Origin of the sequence: Kosakonia quasisacchari (assembly GCF_004331415.1) — a bacterium.
Classification (GTDB): Bacteria; Pseudomonadota; Gammaproteobacteria; order Enterobacterales; family Enterobacteriaceae; genus Kosakonia; species Kosakonia quasisacchari.
In genome coordinates, this window is sequence record NZ_SJOP01000007.1 from 1 (window position 1) to 16649 (window position 16649).

Sequence of the window (16649 nt, forward strand, 5' to 3'; positions counted from 1 at the left end):
TGCCGACCGGATGACGCTTACCGGCGACACCTTCACGAACCAGGGCATCACCCAGGCGAATGACCTGACGCTGAATTACCGCCAGCTTACCAACAACGGCACGCTGCTGGGCAGCCGCCAGCTGACGGTGAACGCCGCGCAGGTGAACCAGTCCGCCGCCGGCAGGCTCTTCAGCGGCGGAGACCTGTTTGTGGGGGCGACCGGGCTGAACGCGCTGGGGCAAATCGTGGCGCTCGGCAACCTGACGCTGCAGCTGGCCGATACGTTTACCGGTAAAACTGCGCTGGCGGCGGGGAAAACCCTGAGTATCACCAGTAACGGGGCGATAGATAACCAGAGCGTGATGCAGGGCCAGGCGGTGAACCTGAGTGCGGGCGGGCAACTGACCAACAACGGGCAAATCACCACCGGCAGCGGCGCGAGTACGTTAAGCGGCAGCGCCATTGTGCTCAACGGCAACAGTTCGCTGCAGGGCGGCGGCGATGTGACGCTGGCGAGCCGGGGCAATATCACGGCGAACGGCTTTGCCGGCACACTCGGCAGCCTGACGCTCAGTGCGCCGGGCAGTATTGTGAACACCGCGCTGCTGTACGCGGCGAATAACCTGGCGCTGTACGCTGGCAGTATTACTAACCAGCGCGGCGATATGCTGGCGGGCAACAACCTGAGGCTGCAGCGCGACGCGGCGGGCAACGCCAACACCGAGGTGGTGAACACCTCCGGCAATATTGAGACCCGCAACGGCGATATCACCATTAATACCGATCACTTTGCGAATCAGTATGTTTCTCTGGCTATTTCACAAAGTGCCGACAGTAATATCGCTCTACCTTCCTGGATCCATAATGGCGGGGCAGATATCCCAATTAACGCCATGGGAGAAAATGAAGTTGCTTATAGCAGGTCTTTGGGTAGTCCACATGGCGACGGTTTTGACACTGACATTGTATGGAGCCCAGGGGTTTTCGAACGTGCACGTTATAAAACCTTCCTGGTATCAGAAAGTAATATTTCAGTGGGAGCCGTGGGTAACCAACCCCGCATTTCTTCTGCGCATAATTTCACGATCCATGCAAATAACATACTTAATCAAGCGGGAATTCTCAGCGCTGGTAATGACTTTAGCCTTTCCGGGAATACGCTGGATAACCAATCATGGCAGGCCGGAACAGAGAAAAAGTATCTGGTTTTTGTTACTTCGGAAACTGTTTACGCAAACGGTTCATCACATCCAAAGTTGCCAGATCATTTTGGTGAGTATGAATATCTGGACTCAGATACTCTTCATTACAACGCAACGGGTGAGGTCAGAACTGAACGGACAAATGGCGCAATTTACCGTGCTGTTATCCAGGCCGGTGGCAATGTCAGCGCCAACTTCAGCAGCAATATCAGCAACACCAGTACGACCGCGAATGCCGGTGGCGTCAGCGGTACCATCACCGCGCCGTCACTGAATACCCTGAGCAATCAGAGTATTGGCGGTAGCGTGGCAAAACAGACGCTCGCCGCAGGCCCCGTATCGGTGAATTCCCCGCAGTGGCAGGATCAACTGCAGAACGCACTGCAGCAGATTAACGGTGGCAATGCGGGCGGTCTGACAAACGCGGGAGTCACCAGTGCGGTGCTGAAATACACCCACGCTGGCGCGCTCGACTCGCATCAGGGGAAATCCGTTGATACCAGCGCGTACCCGCTGCCTTCCGGTAATAACGGCTACTTTGTGGTGTCGGCTAACCCGAAAAGCCCGTACCTCATCACCGTTAACCCGAAACTCGACGGGCTTGGCCAGTTAGATCCGGCGCTGTTTGGCGATCTGAACAAACTGCTCGGCGTCACGCCGTCTGCCGCCCCGCGCGAAACCAGCAGCACTTACACCGATGAGAAGCAGTTCCTCGGCTCCGCCTACATGCTGGATCGCATCAAACTTAACCCGGATCATGACTATCGCTTCCTCGGCGATGCGGCGTTTGACACGCGCTATGTCAGCAATGTCGTGCTGAACCAGACCGGTAACCGCTATCTGAACGGTATTGGCTCCGATCTCGCGCAGATGCAGTATCTGATGGACAACGCCGCTAACGCACAGCAGCCGCTGGGGCTGCAGTTTGGTGTGGCGCTCAATGCCGATCAAATCGCCGCGCTCGATCACAGCATCCTGTGGTGGGAAAGCGCCACCATCAATGGCGAAACGGTGCTGATCCCGAAAGTCTACCTGTCGCCGAAAGATGTCACGGTCAATAACGGCAGTGTGATTGCCGGGAACAATGTCAGCCTCGAAGGGGGCAGTGTCGCCAACACCGGCGGCACGCTGCTGGCGCGCAACAACCTCAGCGTGGAGAGCGACGGGGTCATCACCAACAGCAACGATGCGCTGATGAAAGCGGGCGGCAACGTCAGTCTCAGCGCCATTGGCGATATCAGCAACCTCAGTTCCACTATCAGCGGCAAAACCGTGGCGCTGGAGAGTCTCGACGGCAGCATTAATAACGTCACGCTGGCCGATCAGTTCTCGCTGGATGCGAAAAGCAAATATGGCTCGGTCAGCCTCAAAAACACCACGCTTGGCACTATCGCCAGCATTACCGCCAGCGATGGCCTGTCGCTGGCAGCGGGTAAAGATATCACCCTGACCGGTGCCACGCTGAAAGCGGGCGGCGATCTGCTGATGGATGCCGGTGGCAATATCGCCGTTAACGCGATTCAGAAAAATGACGCGTACAGCCAGTCGGGTTTTAACGCGGGTTATCTCCGCCAGACGGCAACGGGCCGCGAGCAGGTGTCGTATCAGGGAAGCGGTATCACTGCCGGCGGCAACCTTGGCATGCAGGCGGGTAACGACCTGACGCTCAGCGCCAGCGATGTCAGCGCCGGGAAAGACGCGAAGCTGTCAGCGGGCCACGATCTGAACCTCAACGCGCAGCAGACCAGTAATAACACCCGCAACGGCAAAAGCGAAAGCCACAGCACCGGGCTTGATCGCACCACCGTCAGCGCGGGCAATAACCTGATACTTACCGCAGGCCAGGACATCAATTCACAGGCAGCCGGGCTGGCGGCTGAACAACAGGTCGGCATGCAGGCGGGGCGCGATATCAATCTGCTGGCGGAAGCCACCACTCAGGGCGACAGCTACAAAGCCAGCAAGAAAACGGTGATCAACGAGCAGGTGCGCCAGCAGGGCACCGAAATCGCCAGCGGCACGGGAACCACGATCCTCGCCGGACGCGATATGAACGCCGAAGCGGCGCAGGTGACGGCGAAAGGCGATATCGGCGTGCAGGCCGGGCGCGATGTGAACCTGACGACCGCCACCGAGAGCGATTATCACTACAAAGAAGAGACCAAAACCAAAAGCGGTTTCCTCAGTAAAACCAAAACGCACACCATTTCCGAGCAGAGCGCCACGCGCGAAGCCGGAACGCTGCTGAGCGGCGATAACGTGACGGTGAAATCCGGCCATGACCTGCTGGTGAAAGGTTCGTCCGTGGTGGGTGACGGCGATGTGGCGCTCAGTGCGGGCCACAATGTTGATATCACCGCCGCCACCAATACCGACTCGAACTGGCAGTTTAAGGAGAAGAAAAAGAGCGGCCTGATGGGGTCCGGCGGCATCGGTTTTACCATTGGCAGTTCCAGTACGAAGCAGAGCCTGAAAGAGCAGGGGACCACCCAGAGCCAGAGTGTGAGCACCATTGGCTCAACGGGGGGTAACGCCAATATTGTCGCCGGTGAAAAAGCGCACATCAGTGGCGCTGATGTGATTGCAGATAAAAATCTGAACGTGGTCGCAGGGGAAATTATCGTTGACCCGGGTAACGATCTACTGAAACGCAAGGAACGTTTCGAGCAGAAGAAGAGTGGTCTGACATTATCCGTATCGAGTCCTGTGATCGATGCCGCGATGGCAGCCAACAGTACACTGAAACGCAGCCAGGAAGTCAGCGATGAACGACTGAAAACCCTGTATGCCGTGCAGGCAGCAAAAAATGCATGGGTGGCTGCCTCGCAAGCTCCTTCTATGGCGGCTGATATAGCCCAGGGCAATATGAATGCCGTCAAGGTGGAGGTAAGCGTCGGTTCGAGTAAGAGTTCGTCAGAGTCCAGTTCTACACAAAATCAGGTTCGTGGCAGTACGCTCAGTGCAGGAGGAAATACAACGCTGGTGGCGACGGGAGCGAACGGGAGTAGCGGAGACCTTCACATCAGCGGCAGTGGCGTGACGGGCAAGAATGTCACTCTTGTGGCGCAGAATAACCTGTTGCTGGATGCGGCATCGAACAACACTGAACAAACCAGCAAGAATAGCAGCAGCGGCTGGAATGTGGGGGTGCATCTATCACTGGGTCAGGAGACAGGAATAGGTGTGTCAGCCAATGGTTACCAGTCAAAAGGAACGGCTGACGGTAAGAGTACCGAATATGTAAATACGCGCGTCAACGCCAGCAACGAGCTGAGTCTGAGCAGCGGTGGAGATACGGTCATCTCCGGCGCACAGGCATTGGGTGAAAAAATCACTGCAGAGGTGGGACGTAACCTGACGGTTACCAGCCTGCAGGATACTGACGAGTACCACAGCCAGCAGAAAAGCGTGAGCGGCGGTGCCAGTTTCACCTTTGGGTCAATGACCGGTTCCGCCTCCCTGAGTGTGAATAAAAGCAAAACCGACAGCGACTACGCCAGCGTCGGTGAGCAAAGCGGGTTGTTTGCCGGGAATAAAGGGTTTGATATTACGGTCGGTAACCATACCCAACTGGATGGCGCGGTCATAGCCAGTACTGCAACAGCAGATAAGAACCTGCTTGATACCGGTACGTTAGGATGGCGTGACATAGATAACAAAGCGCAGTACAGCGCCAGTAGCAAAGGCCTTTCCGGTGGTTTCTCATCAGGAAACAATGACAAAGGCGAGCGTGTAAACAGCGGTGGTGTTGTGCCTGCCATCAGTGTGGCGAGCAGCGGTGCGGCTTCAGGTACAACGCAATCCGCCATTGCTGCAGGCAGCATCGTAATACGTGCTGGAGATCAGCAAACGCAGGATGTTACAGGGTTAAGTCGTGACACCGACAACGCCAATGGTCATATCGATAAAATCTTTGATCAGAAGAAAATCGCAGAGCAGCAAGAACTGGCCGCGGTGTTCGGGCAGATGGCGAACACTGCCGCCGGAGATATTGGTGAGGCGATGGGATGGGCGGCGGATAGCCCGGAAAAAGCGGCTATTCACGGTGTGATAGGTGCCATCCAGGCGAGTATGGGCGGCGGGAATGCGCTGGCCGGTGGGCTTGCTGGATTGAGCAGTGAAGTGTTTGGTCAGATGGTTGATATCTATCTGAGTAACAATACGCAGCTGGACCGCAATGAAAGAGGGGCGATTACCCAATGGGCCGCCGCACTGAGCGGTAGCGCAATAGGCGGGGTGATTGGTGGAACAAACGGTGCGCAGTCCGGTGCAGCAGTATCACTGGATGCTGAACGTTATAACCGGCAATTGCATCCTGATGAAATAGCCCGTATCCAGCAATTATCCGGTGGGGATAAAGAAAAAGAAGCGCGTCTGAAAGCAGCGGCCTGTGCGTTGGTCAAATGTTCCGCTGAGTTTGCGGAAGGTTCTGCGGATTACATCAAAGCGCAAGCACTGGAGCAGTTAGGTAACAGTGACGCATATGCGAGCGAGCGCACGCAGTTGGCGTCACAGAGTAGCAATCAACTGATCTACGCGATGGGCAGTTACACCTATGCCAGTGTGCCGATGTTCGGGTATTCGCTCAGCGATCAGACTGGCGACACACTCTCACGCTACAATGTGGGAACGCGAATAGGCGGTCTGGCGCAATTTACTGGCGGAGAGCTACAAGCCGTAGGGGGCGTGGCAGTATGCACGGGCGGCGTAACTTGTCTGGCCGGGAGTTATCTGGCAGCGTCTGGGCTGGATACGGCTAACGCCGGGTGGAACGCTTTCCTGTCTGGAGAAGACCAGAAAACGAGTGGTGCGTGGCTACTGGAAGGTTTAGGTGTACCTCCTGCTTACTCCGAGGGCATTTATGGTCTGACACAGGTTGGGGTAGCGGGGATTGGTGGAGTAGGGAGTGCAGGAAAAGCTACTACGGTTTCCGAACACTACGTTAATGCCGATGTTGGTGCAAAAGATGTATCGACTAATCCAGGTGAGGCGTTTTTTTGGTCTGGTCGAACTGATGGAGTTGGCGGTGCAGATATAGCCCAGCAGATTGCAGCGCAACAGGGAGGGACAACCCTTGAAGCATTGATTGCTCAACGTGGCATACAAATGCCCGCATGGGACGCTACAAATCCGGCTGTTGTGAAGGCATGGCAAGACATCTCTGCGGAATATGCAAGTGGAGTATCTGGAACGGTACGTGCAGTAATCGGACAGAGTCTACGACCGGGAAATGTTTGGGAAACAGCTGAGTTACCTGCGTTGATGAAAAATGCTAATGTAGATAAAATTATTACTATTGACCCTGTAACAATGGTCGAGAAAGTTATTTATGTGAGGGGGAAACAATGATTCTTGAAGTCTCTCGGGGTCATATCCAAGTAAAAATTGGAGATAGGACGGCGACCGTTCAAGGTGAGATGTTCTTTCCCGGTAACGATAAAATTGGCTTTGTGTTGTACAAAGGGGCTTTGAGGTTTTGGGATGCGCCTAACCAAAGTCAGGGTATGACTGTTGATGATGTCGATATGGTTATTGCTGATATTCAGACCGATTTTTCTAAAGGGGGGCATACCTTAGAAGTTGAAAATTAGTATGTGCAAAAGGTTCTGGAGGGGCGGTTGAGGCTGGATTTAATACTACTAACCTTTTTACTGTCTGCTGAAGCTGAACTTTCGCCGCAAGGGTAAACAACATCTGCCTGTGCGTAATCCAGCACCCTTGGCTACGCCTGAAGCGTTTGCTGAGTACGCGAAGAGCGGCGGAAAGTGATCCCGCCGGTGAGTATCAGTTACTTTTTTTGGAGGCTGTGTGGATTTCGCTGGAGTTATTAGCTCCTGCATCTAAATCTGCTTCGGAACTTTCGGTCACTGTGGTTTCACTTTTAATGAACTCTATCATGTTTTTCAATTGAAGTGAGCGTGGAAATTTCTTGGTTATTTCACTTTCTTCAATAGCCGCTATAAACCCTGCTAAATCCCTATTATCCAAATTACTATGGCTGTAGGATTCGTAAATACGAACAAATTTTAAAAGATAATCCTCAAGTTGTATTCGCCATTCTTTTAAATCATTTATACGGATTTCTTCTCTTTGGCAGTTAGTGGATAATTCTTCAGACCTTTCCTCAATTTTGCTTTTCTCAAGACGTGCCGCGTCTCGTTTCGCTTCTGAGCTTTTCTTGAATGCTTCCCATAGATCAGCCCCCACAGTGCCACTATCGTCTCTAATTGCATTTATGACTCCCACTATCAATGCATATGAAGCTGTAATAATGGGCATGACTATCGCAGCTCCCATTCCCCAGAGAATCGGTTCCCAGAAGAAGTTCCAGAGAAAACTTTTTTGCAACCCGATGTAAATGAGGGTCAATTCGATACTGTCTTTCGACTTGAACACTAGGATAATATTTTCTAAGTTGAAAAGAATTAAGGACGTTAAAATATATCCGTAGAAATTATTTCTTAACCTGTCGAATAATACATCTGACAATGGTTTTCCGCCGATTTTCTTTGCTGCATCTACCGCATTGTCTAAGTCCACCAAAATCTCCCTAATTTTTTAACTCTTATTTTTGATTCATTCGAATCTATCAAATTTCTATGTCATTTGTAATCTAGTTATCAAGAACATACCTCGCTAATTACCGCGAAGCAGTTCGGGGGCTTTAAAACATACCGCGCTTTACCGTGGTGTCCTGATATTATCTTTTATATAATATCATTGAAGCTATTTCCTTTTACCTAAAATTTCTCCAAAACGTGACTGAAATGCCTTCAACGCATCTAACATGTCATAGCCGTTCAATGAACGCTGGGATCTGTTCTCTGTTGGTTTTCTACGTCGTCTCCAAGGGGAATCTCCGGCAGAGATCGCCTGTGAATGGATGTTGTCGTGTTTATCCTGAACCAGTTTGATAAATTCGTGTGTACGTCCGAGGCGCTTGTTGTTGACGATAGCTCCCTTGTCGATTTCTGGAAAGCGATCATAAGTAGAGTAGGGAAGATGTGTACCGTTGAGCCGAAGTTCTTTTTTCCCATCAGGATAGTGCCAGACTTCGATATATTTTCCGATAGCCCTTCGCCTTAACTCACTGTCTTCGATCATATAGAGCACTTTGTCATATTGTACAGTCAGGAATTTTCCACATGGCGCGGTTCACGCCATGTGGAAAATGTGGCCAGATCATCATCATTTTCAAGTGGTCGATGTTTATCAAAGTCGTGCCGAGGCGCTTTCGCAAGGTGCTGATTGTAATCGGCCATAAACTCATCTCCAAAATCATTGGCTGCATCCGCTGATGAAATGCACCTGAGCCGGAGCTCCTTTACAAGGCGATCCAGAAGTGTCAGATGGCACGTTCCACATGGCCTTTGGCAGAACTTGTATTGGCGCAGATAGTCTGGATATTCAGTTCGTGCATCGCACGACCAAACTGGGTATAACGGAAAGTGGCTGTCGGATCTCTGTCATGCATATCACCATATATACCGCTCGGAGAAATGCGCACAGCACCCCGTCCTGGGCCCCAGATATCAGTCAGGACGCCAACGGAATCAAGCAGAAAGCTCGCCCGGTTTTCAAGGGCACCGCCATAGTTGTCGGTACGCTGATTGCTGCTATCCAGAAGAAACTGTTCGGGTATCGTCAACAATGTGGGTCTGGTTAAGCCGCAGCGTCTCGGTCAGGTTGACTTAGCATCGTTCGAAGAGGTTATGTACGTCAATCTAAATCCGGCAATATAGGGAACACAGGCCATATTTCCCGGTATGAAAGGCAGAGGCTGGGGAAGAATCATCAATTTTTCCAGCCTTACCGTACTAGGTAGTGTAGAGCGGACTGCTTATGCTGCTGCAAAAGCTTCACTGATCAGCTTTACCCGTAACTGGGCACTGGAGCTTGCTCAGACCGGTATAACAGTAAACGTAATTGCGCCGGGACCAACTGAAACGGAGCTGTTTCGGGCGAACAATCCACCGGGGAGCGTGGGGGAAGAGAGATACATCAAAAGCGTGCTAATGAAGCGATTTGGTAAACCAGACGAAATCGCGGCAACCATTGCTTTTCTGCTGTCAGAAGATGCGGCCTTTATGACCGGGCAGACACTGTATGTGGATGTCGGTGCATCGATAGGAAACTTAATATTCTGAAACTTGGTGCTCTGAAGGGATGGCTTGATTACCCCCTCAAGGACACGCCAGTGTTTTTTTAATGTTCGCTTACAGCATTGAGCGGACATTCATAGAACTTACATGCTGTACACAGAAAGATTTTTTAGGGCATTAGTGGGAAGGGTACTTATAGGGCTTGTAAGTATCTGGCGATGCGCGATGAACAAAGATTCCTAAAACTATTGGCATCTGGTATTCACTGTTTGCATATACTATAGGTTAAGTTGTAGGTTTGAATTAAATTTCAATAAATATCTATATTAATCAACTATAAAACACCAATGCATCATGGGCGTATGTGCGTCGAAATTGTCGATAGTACTCATCGGTCAGTGATGTCCATTATCGTGAAATGTATGAGTGAATCTTTTGTTGTTCTGGTTAGCGATCACTCTGCCAGGGCAGCATGATAACGAAGTCTGAGGGGCTGGGAAACAGGAAGGGAAAACCTGGCTTCCTCACCATGCGGGAAGCCAGTGGAGCGTTACAGTGCGGCGGCTTTCGGGAAATCCACAACCGTGTCGTTGACGCGGTTGATCATATTGGTAAACAAAATAGCGCTGATGGCGCTGATTATCTCGACAATCTGACGATCCTCAAAACCGGCGCTGCGCAGCGATTCGACCTTTTCCGCCGGCAGTGTGCCGTGCGTGGTGACCACGGTTTTAACGAATTTCAACAGCGCGTCAATGTGCGCATCTTCCGGGAATTCGCCACGGCGCAGCTGTTGCGTTTGCTCTACGCTATAACCCGCCATTTTTCCCGTTAATGTATGCGCGGCCAGGCAGTAGTCACAGCCGGAAATTTCACTGACCAGTAAGTTGATTGCTTCCAGTTCTTTTTTATTCAGCGTACTTTTTGCCAGTGCGGCATTATGTTGTAACGCCTGAGCAAGCATATCCGGGGCAATGCCAATGGTCTGGTAGGCATTAGGCACTTTACCCATCGCTTTCTTAATGGCACCGAAAAGATCGGCGGTTTTATCGGTGGCGTTTTCGGGTTGAATGAATGTTAAACGGCTCATGATTATCTCCTGTCAGTGTATGGGTCCGCCGTATTGGCGATGTGCTCATAATAGGGAGATAGCTTCCGGGTAACCGTTATACATCGTCTCTATTTTTTGTCTTATCGTCTCAGAGGGAAATGTGGATAGCCTCAGCCAACTGCTTGCGATGCTGGCGCCAACCTGCGCTGTGAATCTTCATTGTTGCTTTGCTGGTCGCTGGGAAGCCGGTCATGACCAGCTTGCGCCTGGCGTGGTGCCCTGGCATGTGGTTTTACATGGTGAAGCGAGGCTGGTGGTAGAAGGCAGAAATGTGGATGTGCGAGCGGGCGATGTGCTCCTGCTTCCCCACGGTTCGCCGCATCTGCTCCAGAGCCTGGTCGAGTGGGGGCAGGTGGTTCCGGCGTTAAAGCATGACAACGGTATCCTGACAGAAGTTCGAAGCCCGGCGAAGGGGGCAGCGGTGGAAGTGCTGTGCGGTGAATTTGATTTTGGCCCGCACAGCGGCTGGTTGTTTGCCCATGAAAGCCACCTTATCCATCTGCAAACGAACCACTGGCAAGCGTGTCCTGAACTGGAAATGTTGCTGATGATGCTGGTGCGAGAAAGTCTCGGTTCGTTACCGGGGAATGCGACGATTGCCAAAGGGCTGGCCAATACGCTGCTGGCGCTTATCTTGCGCCTTTTACTCTCGTTACATGAGCCGCCCGCTGGCCTGCTCAGGCTGATGAGCAATAAACGGCTTGCCCCCGCGTTACTGGCCGTCATCGCCGATCCTGCGCATCCGTGGACAATGGAAACGATGGCCGAGCGGTGCTTTTTATCCCGTGCGACATTTGCCCGCTATTTTGCCCGCAGCTATCCGCTTACGCCGCAGGCGTGGCTTTCCCAACTGCGCATGGCGATCGCTTCGCAGTTACTCATTACGCAAATGGGTTTAACTGTTGACGCCGTTGCCGAACGATGCGGGTTTCTCTCGCTGTCCTCTTTTTCGAAAGGATTTAAACGGCTGTATGGCGTGAGTCCTGCGCAATACCGAAAGCGCCGCACCCATCTGCAAACGCCTCAGCCATAGCGTCTGTAAATGCCAAAACGGGCTGGTAAAGATCACCAACCCGTTTAAAGAGAATGCTACAAGAAAATATTTAACGGTTAAGCACCACTGCTCAGGGTCATGACGTTAAGGTCGGCGAGCCCGTCAATGGCACCCACTAATGCCCTGAATGGCGCGGCCTGACTGTGTTGCTCCAGCATTTTTGCCGATGCCCAGCGCTCAATCATCACGAACTGGTGGTTGTTTTCACGGTTGACATGCAGCTGATAAGAGAGACAACCCGGTTCACCCTGCACGGCTTGTTCAACGGTTTTAAGCGCCTGAGCCACTTTTTCACGGCTATCGATATGGGCGGTAATGGTCGCAACAACCGTTACGGTATCACTCATTTTATGCTCCTGATTTCATAGGAAAGTTCAGGTCAGTCTACGCCGCCTGCCAGCATAAAAAACCCGTTTTTGGCATTAGCTCTTTCACCGCAGGAATGAAAATCAGCATGAAACCTTAGCGGCCGGTGCGTAGCGACTGCGGCGGGATACCGTACCCACGTACGAAAACTTCCCGCATATGGCGACCATCGCGAAAACCGGCTTCACGGGCAATCGTATCCAGCGAAAGCCGGCTTTGCTCAATCATCAGCCTCGCTGCTTCCAGCCGTAATCCTTCAATCGCCTTCGCTGGCGATTTGCCCGTCTCCTGGCGAAACAGGCGACTGAGCTGGCGGGCGCTCACGTGAACCGTATCGGCCAGCAGCTCCACCGTCAGCGCTTTTTTCAGATTATTGCGGGCGTATTCCAGCGCACTTTGCAGCCGATCCGAGCGTGGTGCCAGCGTCAGCATTTCAGAGTGCTGCGTCTGTCCGCCGGAACGGCGTTGATTCATCACCAGCCGGTGCGCAACGACACGTGCTACCTCGGCACCCAGATCTTTTTCCACCATGCCGAGCGCCATATCCAACCCGGCCGTCATTCCGGCTGACGTCCAGATGCGATCATCAATGATAAAAATGCGATCGTCTTCAAGCTGAACGTCCGGATGTTGCAGCTCCAGGCTTCGGGCGTGCGCCCAGTGCGTAGTGGCGCGCTTTTTATCCAGCAAACCCGCCTGCGCCAGCACAAATGCGCCGGTGCAGATCCCCGCGATGCGGCGCGCCTGTAGCGCGGTGGTTTGCAGAAAGTGAACGATGCCAGCGCTGGCCGGTTCATCCACGGGCGACAGCACACCCGCGACCAGCCATGTATCGATTTGGGTGACGCTTTCCAATGGCCGGGATTCGACGCCAATGCCGGATGAGGAATAAACGGTGCCGCCAAACTCTGAGTAGACCGTTGGCTGATACAACGCTTCATCGGCAACAAGGTTGGCGAACTCAAACACCGTCAATGTGGACAGCGCCAGCATCTGAAAATGGTCGGAAATAAGTAATCCAATTTTGTGCATCGCGACACCCTTTAACATGCGCTGGCGGCCAGCAAAGCCCGGCTCCGAAGGCGTAATCGTTCAGAGATCCATAAACTGATAAGCGCCAATAGTAAAAACAGGACTGCGCTTAGCATCACACCATAAAAGCCGAACAGCGGATAGAGCCATGAAGCGACCGCCGAACCAAAACCAATGCCGCAAAACATAAACGCGCTGGTCAGGGCGAGCGAGATGCCGCGCGTCGACGCCGATGCGATTTCGACAATCCGCCGCTGCTGGGTTGGCCACAGAAGATCGGTAGAAAATGCCCACAACACCAGTAACAAATAGAGCAACGCCAGCTTACCGGGCAGGATCATAAGCAGCAGCATATCCAGCACCAGCATTGTGATGCCCACGACCAGTAACCGTTCGGCGCTATAACGGCGTGCGGCGCGGCCAACAAACAGGTTACCCAAAATCCCGGCAACACCAATCACCGTCAGCGCTACCGAAACACTGGCGGTATCGCCTTGCCAGCGATCGCGGATCATCGGCGAAATAAAGGCATACATGTCATACACGCCGGAGGTAATGAAAAAGACCACCAAAAACGCCGTCAGCGATTTGCCATCCATTAACACCTGTCCCACCTGGCGTAAACGGATATCCACCCCTTTAACGATATTGGGCACCGAGAACCAGACGGCCAGCGCGGTCAGCACACTCACCAGCGCGACAAGCGCAAATAACGCTCTTGCCCCCCAACCATTCGCGATCCACGCCGCCAGCGGAATACCCACCATGCTCGCCATGGAGACGCCAAGCAGGATCGTGGCAATGGCGCTGCCACGTTCATGTTGCGTGACAAGTTCCGCGCCGAGTGCCACCAGCACCGGGCCAATCAGCGATGCGCCCAGCCCCATCACCACGCGGGAGGTAACCAGCGCGGTGTAATCGGGGGCGATGGCGAAAATAAATGCCCCGAGGCCGAACACCAGCATCCCGGCCAGCACCTGATATTTGCGCATCACATGACCCAAAAACACCTGCGCCAGCGGTGCGCTGATGGCAAAGGTCAGGCCGAAAACAGCGAGTAAACGCGCGCTTTGACCATCACTCAACCCCCATTCATGGGAGATGGCGCTCAGGCTGCCCGCTACCGATAGCGCCCCCGTTGCCTGAATAAAATACGCCAGGCTCAGCGCCCACAACGCGCGTCGTTGCGTCAGAGATAATCGATTATTCATCATTCACTCCCGCAGCGGAGCCGGAGCCACACTGTTTGATCATGCAACAGGGATCGGGTTGTCCACCATCGCCTGGTTAAAGGCGTTGATCATCTCATGTTCGTTCGCGCCAGGGTTGTCGCGCGCGGGCAGCACGCTATCGACAATGGCTTCAATGGTATCGGTGCCTAGCTTGTCGAAGGTCTGCTGGATAAAGTCCGGCAACGGCATCGCACGCGTGTCGCCACTTTTATAGATCAGATCGGTATCGACCCACGGCGGCGAAATTTCGATAACCTTGACGCCAAAATCCTTCAGCAGGAAGCGCTGGGACAAGGTGTAAGAGTGGATAGCAGCTTTGGTCGCCGAATAGAGCGCGTTACTGACGAGAGGTAAGAACGCCAGAATCGAACTGTTATTGATAAGTACCGCGTCCGGCTGTTGTTTCAGATGCTCAATAAACGCCGCGCTTACCCGCACCGGGCCTAACAAGTTGGTGTCTAACAGCATGGTGGCCATCGCATCATCAAGCTCACCGGCGGGGTCGTCGAACGGCATAATGCCTGCATTGTTGATAACTACGTTTAGCGCCGGGTAGCGCGACAGCACCTCTTGCGCCGCCGCTTTGATGCTCGCGGCCTGCGTGACGTCCAGCACCACGGAATCCATGCCTGGGTTCGCTTCTGTGACGCTATCCAGCAGCGCTTTTCGCCGCCCGGAGATGATCACTTTATTACCCAACTGGTGAAATTTTTCCGCCATCGCGCGGCCAATGCCTGAAGTGCCGCCGGTAATAAAAATCGTATTGCCTGTCAGTTTCATAAAAAAGCCCTCTGTTTGAAATGGATGCTCAGTGCGTGGTAGCCGGGCGGTAGCGCTCAGCCGGTACGTTACTGGAGAGGTTGGGCAGCATGGCCTGTCGGTGTTGTTCCATTGCCTGCCAGTCCGCGTCGTTGTGCAGTGAGGGGATGGTGACGAGTTCACCCTGCGCGAAGCCAACCAGTGCGGCGTCAACCAGGTCGTAAGCACTCATCACTATGGATTTATCCAGCTGTTCCAGCGGCAAGCCGCCGTTATCCCAGAAAGGCGTTGCTGTTGCGCCGGGTAACACGGCCTGGATCTGAATGCCTTTCTCCGCCAGTTCATGATGCAGCGACTGGCTAAACGCCAGCACAAAGGCTTTCGTCCCGCCGTAGACCCCGTTCAGCAGTTCCGGCGCGATGCCGACAATCGAGGATATATTGATAATGGCGCCTGCGCCGCGCGCCACAAAACCGGGAACGACCGCGTATGTGAGGCGGGTCAGCGCGGTGACGTTGAGGTTAATCATCGCCTCCATCTGATCGACATCGCTGGATAACAGCGGCGTGTGCGTCCCGACGCCGGCGTTGTTCACCAGCAGCGTGATGCTGGCATCTTCACGCAGCTTCGCTTCCAGCGCCCGCAGTTGTTGGGCGTCGTTTAAATCGGCGGCGACGGCTTCCACATTGCGGGCGGTATCTGCCGTGATGTGGCTGGCCATTTGGTTCAGGCGGTTATGGTTACGGGCGACGATAATCAGGTCATAGCCCATTCTGGCCAGGCGGTTGGCGTAAATCGCGCCAATACCGGTTGATGCGCCGGTGATAACAGCCGTACCTTTGTGAGGTTGTGTAGCGATGGTCATGCAAGATTCCTTAGGTCAGCAATGGATGCGATGGAAGCATCATAAGCAAACCCTGAATGTCTTAAATGACGTTTATAGGCGTGATTCAGGACATTTCGTAACGCGTGTCGTCGTACTGTTTCCACAGCAAGCCTGAGGCGTGTCGCGTGCTCTTTTCAAAGGACAATCGGAGAGTTGTCTACGCTTAAAAGAAACAGCATGGTGAGGAGCGCGGATGAGCAAGAAGATTATGCAGGAGTACCTGGTGCTGGGCGGCAAGCATCATGGCGAGGTGTGGCGCGGTGTTTACCCGGCCATGGGGTTGAACTTATCAAAGCATGATGAGCGTTACGGGCAATTTTTCGACCGGGAAGGGCAGCAGAAAATTGAGCTGTCACGCAAGGAGCAATATTTCATCTCTGAATGGATCTCCCCGCAAGGCCAGACTTTTTTGTTAGCCACGGCGGAGGAACTCACGGAATTTGATATTGAAGAGGAGATTGAACGGATTACGCCGCCGCTGCGTCCGCTTGATGGCGCGGTAGAGGACTGGGTTTAAGCATGAGCAACATAAATCCACGGTGGCTCGTGGATTTTTAAGGATGGATGTGCCAACTACTGCTAAGTTATCCCTATTCTTTACTCCAGTATGCTGGTTATATTTTCCTGGTATTTCATAAAGACTCTATAAATCCTTCGCGTAACGTAATGTATTTATCACTATTATTAGGTGAGCCTTTTAAATGACAGGCTAATAATAAAATGAAAATTTAGGATTATATTATTTAGTATTAGGAATGCCGCTTACAGAGCAATGTAATATCGATCTGTTTTCGTATTAATTCTGCGAGATAGATCAAATAGAGGGAAACTGTTGGTGGACACAAATATTCGCTCTGCATGACTATTGTTGTCGATGTAGAGCCTCTGCGTCATCTCCAGGGAATAATTGAGATAATTATTAGA

At 52.8% G+C, this 16649-nt stretch carries 12 protein-coding genes and 1 pseudogene; 5 read left to right on the forward strand and 8 right to left on the reverse strand.

Annotation, left to right across the window (positions count from 1 at the left end):
- Together E0L21_RS08945 and E0L21_RS08950 are read left to right on the forward strand one after the other, a co-directional pair.
- Positions 1–6532 (forward strand): hemagglutinin repeat-containing protein (locus E0L21_RS08945; RefSeq protein WP_208430924.1); only part of this gene is annotated, 6532 nt, incomplete at its 5' end.
- Positions 6529–6774, forward strand: coding sequence for an Imm74 family immunity protein (locus tag E0L21_RS08950; protein ID WP_131408667.1), 246 nt, complete (start codon positions 6529–6531; stop codon positions 6772–6774). The genes E0L21_RS08945 and E0L21_RS08950, both read left to right, overlap by 4 nt.
- Before the next feature lie 193 nt (positions 6775–6967).
- On the opposite strand, the gene E0L21_RS08955 is transcribed toward E0L21_RS08950, so the two are convergent.
- Together E0L21_RS08955 and E0L21_RS25220 are read right to left on the reverse strand one after the other, a co-directional pair.
- On the reverse strand, positions 6968–7723 hold the full coding sequence (locus E0L21_RS08955; protein WP_131408669.1) for a hypothetical protein: 756 nt from the start codon (positions 7721–7723) through the stop codon (positions 6968–6970).
- 186 nt (positions 7724–7909) lie between these two features.
- Positions 7910–8834, reverse strand: a pseudogene (locus E0L21_RS25220) (oxidoreductase).
- 103 nt (positions 8835–8937) lie between these two features.
- On the opposite strand from E0L21_RS25220, the gene E0L21_RS08965 reads away from it, so the two are divergent.
- Positions 8938–9330 (forward strand): SDR family oxidoreductase, encoded by a 393-nt coding sequence (locus E0L21_RS08965; RefSeq protein ID WP_268886886.1) that lies wholly within the window; start codon positions 8938–8940, stop codon positions 9328–9330.
- 505 nt (positions 9331–9835) lie between these two features.
- Here the strand turns inward: E0L21_RS08965 and E0L21_RS08970 are convergent.
- Complete coding sequence (locus E0L21_RS08970; RefSeq protein WP_131408671.1) at positions 9836–10375, reverse strand: carboxymuconolactone decarboxylase family protein; 540 nt, start codon at positions 10373–10375, stop codon at positions 9836–9838.
- 121 nt (positions 10376–10496) lie between these two features.
- Here E0L21_RS08970 and E0L21_RS08975 point away from each other — a divergent pair, with 121 nt between their 5' ends.
- Positions 10497–11429 (forward strand): AraC family transcriptional regulator, encoded by a 933-nt coding sequence (locus E0L21_RS08975; protein ID WP_131408673.1) that lies wholly within the window; start codon positions 10497–10499, stop codon positions 11427–11429.
- Between the two features lie 77 nt (positions 11430–11506).
- Here E0L21_RS08975 and E0L21_RS08980 read toward each other — a convergent pair whose 3' ends face one another.
- The 5 genes from E0L21_RS08980 to E0L21_RS09000 form a co-directional block, all read right to left on the reverse strand.
- Positions 11507–11797 carry a putative quinol monooxygenase gene (locus tag E0L21_RS08980; RefSeq protein ID WP_131408675.1) on the reverse strand — a complete coding sequence of 97 codons (291 nt, stop codon included), beginning with the start codon at positions 11795–11797 and terminating at the stop codon, positions 11507–11509.
- 115 nt (positions 11798–11912) lie between these two features.
- Positions 11913–12848 carry a GlxA family transcriptional regulator gene (locus E0L21_RS08985; RefSeq protein WP_131408677.1) on the reverse strand — a complete coding sequence of 312 codons (936 nt, stop codon included), beginning with the start codon at positions 12846–12848 and terminating at the stop codon, positions 11913–11915.
- Between the two features lie 11 nt (positions 12849–12859).
- Entirely contained in the window at positions 12860–14059 is a 1200-nt protein-coding gene (locus E0L21_RS08990) for an MFS transporter (RefSeq protein ID WP_131408679.1), read from the reverse strand.
- Positions 14060–14098: 39 nt separating this feature from the next.
- A complete protein-coding gene (locus E0L21_RS08995) occupies positions 14099–14860 on the reverse strand; it encodes an SDR family oxidoreductase (RefSeq protein ID WP_131408681.1) in 762 nt (253 codons plus the stop codon).
- Between the two features lie 28 nt (positions 14861–14888).
- Positions 14889–15704, reverse strand: a complete 816-nt coding sequence (locus E0L21_RS09000) for an SDR family NAD(P)-dependent oxidoreductase (protein WP_131408683.1) — start codon at positions 15702–15704, stop codon at positions 14889–14891.
- 214 nt (positions 15705–15918) lie between these two features.
- On the opposite strand from E0L21_RS09000, the gene E0L21_RS09005 reads away from it, so the two are divergent.
- Positions 15919–16242, forward strand: coding sequence for a hypothetical protein (locus tag E0L21_RS09005; protein WP_131408685.1), 324 nt, complete (start codon positions 15919–15921; stop codon positions 16240–16242).
- Positions 16243–16649: the final 407 nt, after the last annotated feature.

What these genes read in the sequence shown, in the direction of transcription:
- E0L21_RS08995 (WP_131408681.1), bottom strand. Translation starts at nt 14,860, where the DNA reads ATGAAACTGACAGGCAATACGATTTTTATTACCGGCGGCACTTCAGGC.
- E0L21_RS09005 (WP_131408685.1), top strand. Translation starts at nt 15,919, where the DNA reads ATGAGCAAGAAGATTATGCAGGAGTACCTGGTGCTGGGCGGCAAGCAT.
- E0L21_RS09000 (WP_131408683.1), bottom strand. Translation starts at nt 15,704, where the DNA reads ATGACCATCGCTACACAACCTCACAAAGGTACGGCTGTTATCACCGGC.
- E0L21_RS08980 (WP_131408675.1), bottom strand. Translation starts at nt 11,797, where the DNA reads ATGAGTGATACCGTAACGGTTGTTGCGACCATTACCGCCCATATCGAT.
- E0L21_RS08950 (WP_131408667.1), top strand. Translation starts at nt 6,529, where the DNA reads ATGATTCTTGAAGTCTCTCGGGGTCATATCCAAGTAAAAATTGGAGAT.
- E0L21_RS08970 (WP_131408671.1), bottom strand. Translation starts at nt 10,375, where the DNA reads ATGAGCCGTTTAACATTCATTCAACCCGAAAACGCCACCGATAAAACC.
- E0L21_RS08990 (WP_131408679.1), bottom strand. Translation starts at nt 14,059, where the DNA reads ATGAATAATCGATTATCTCTGACGCAACGACGCGCGTTGTGGGCGCTG.
- E0L21_RS08985 (WP_131408677.1), bottom strand. Translation starts at nt 12,848, where the DNA reads ATGCACAAAATTGGATTACTTATTTCCGACCATTTTCAGATGCTGGCG.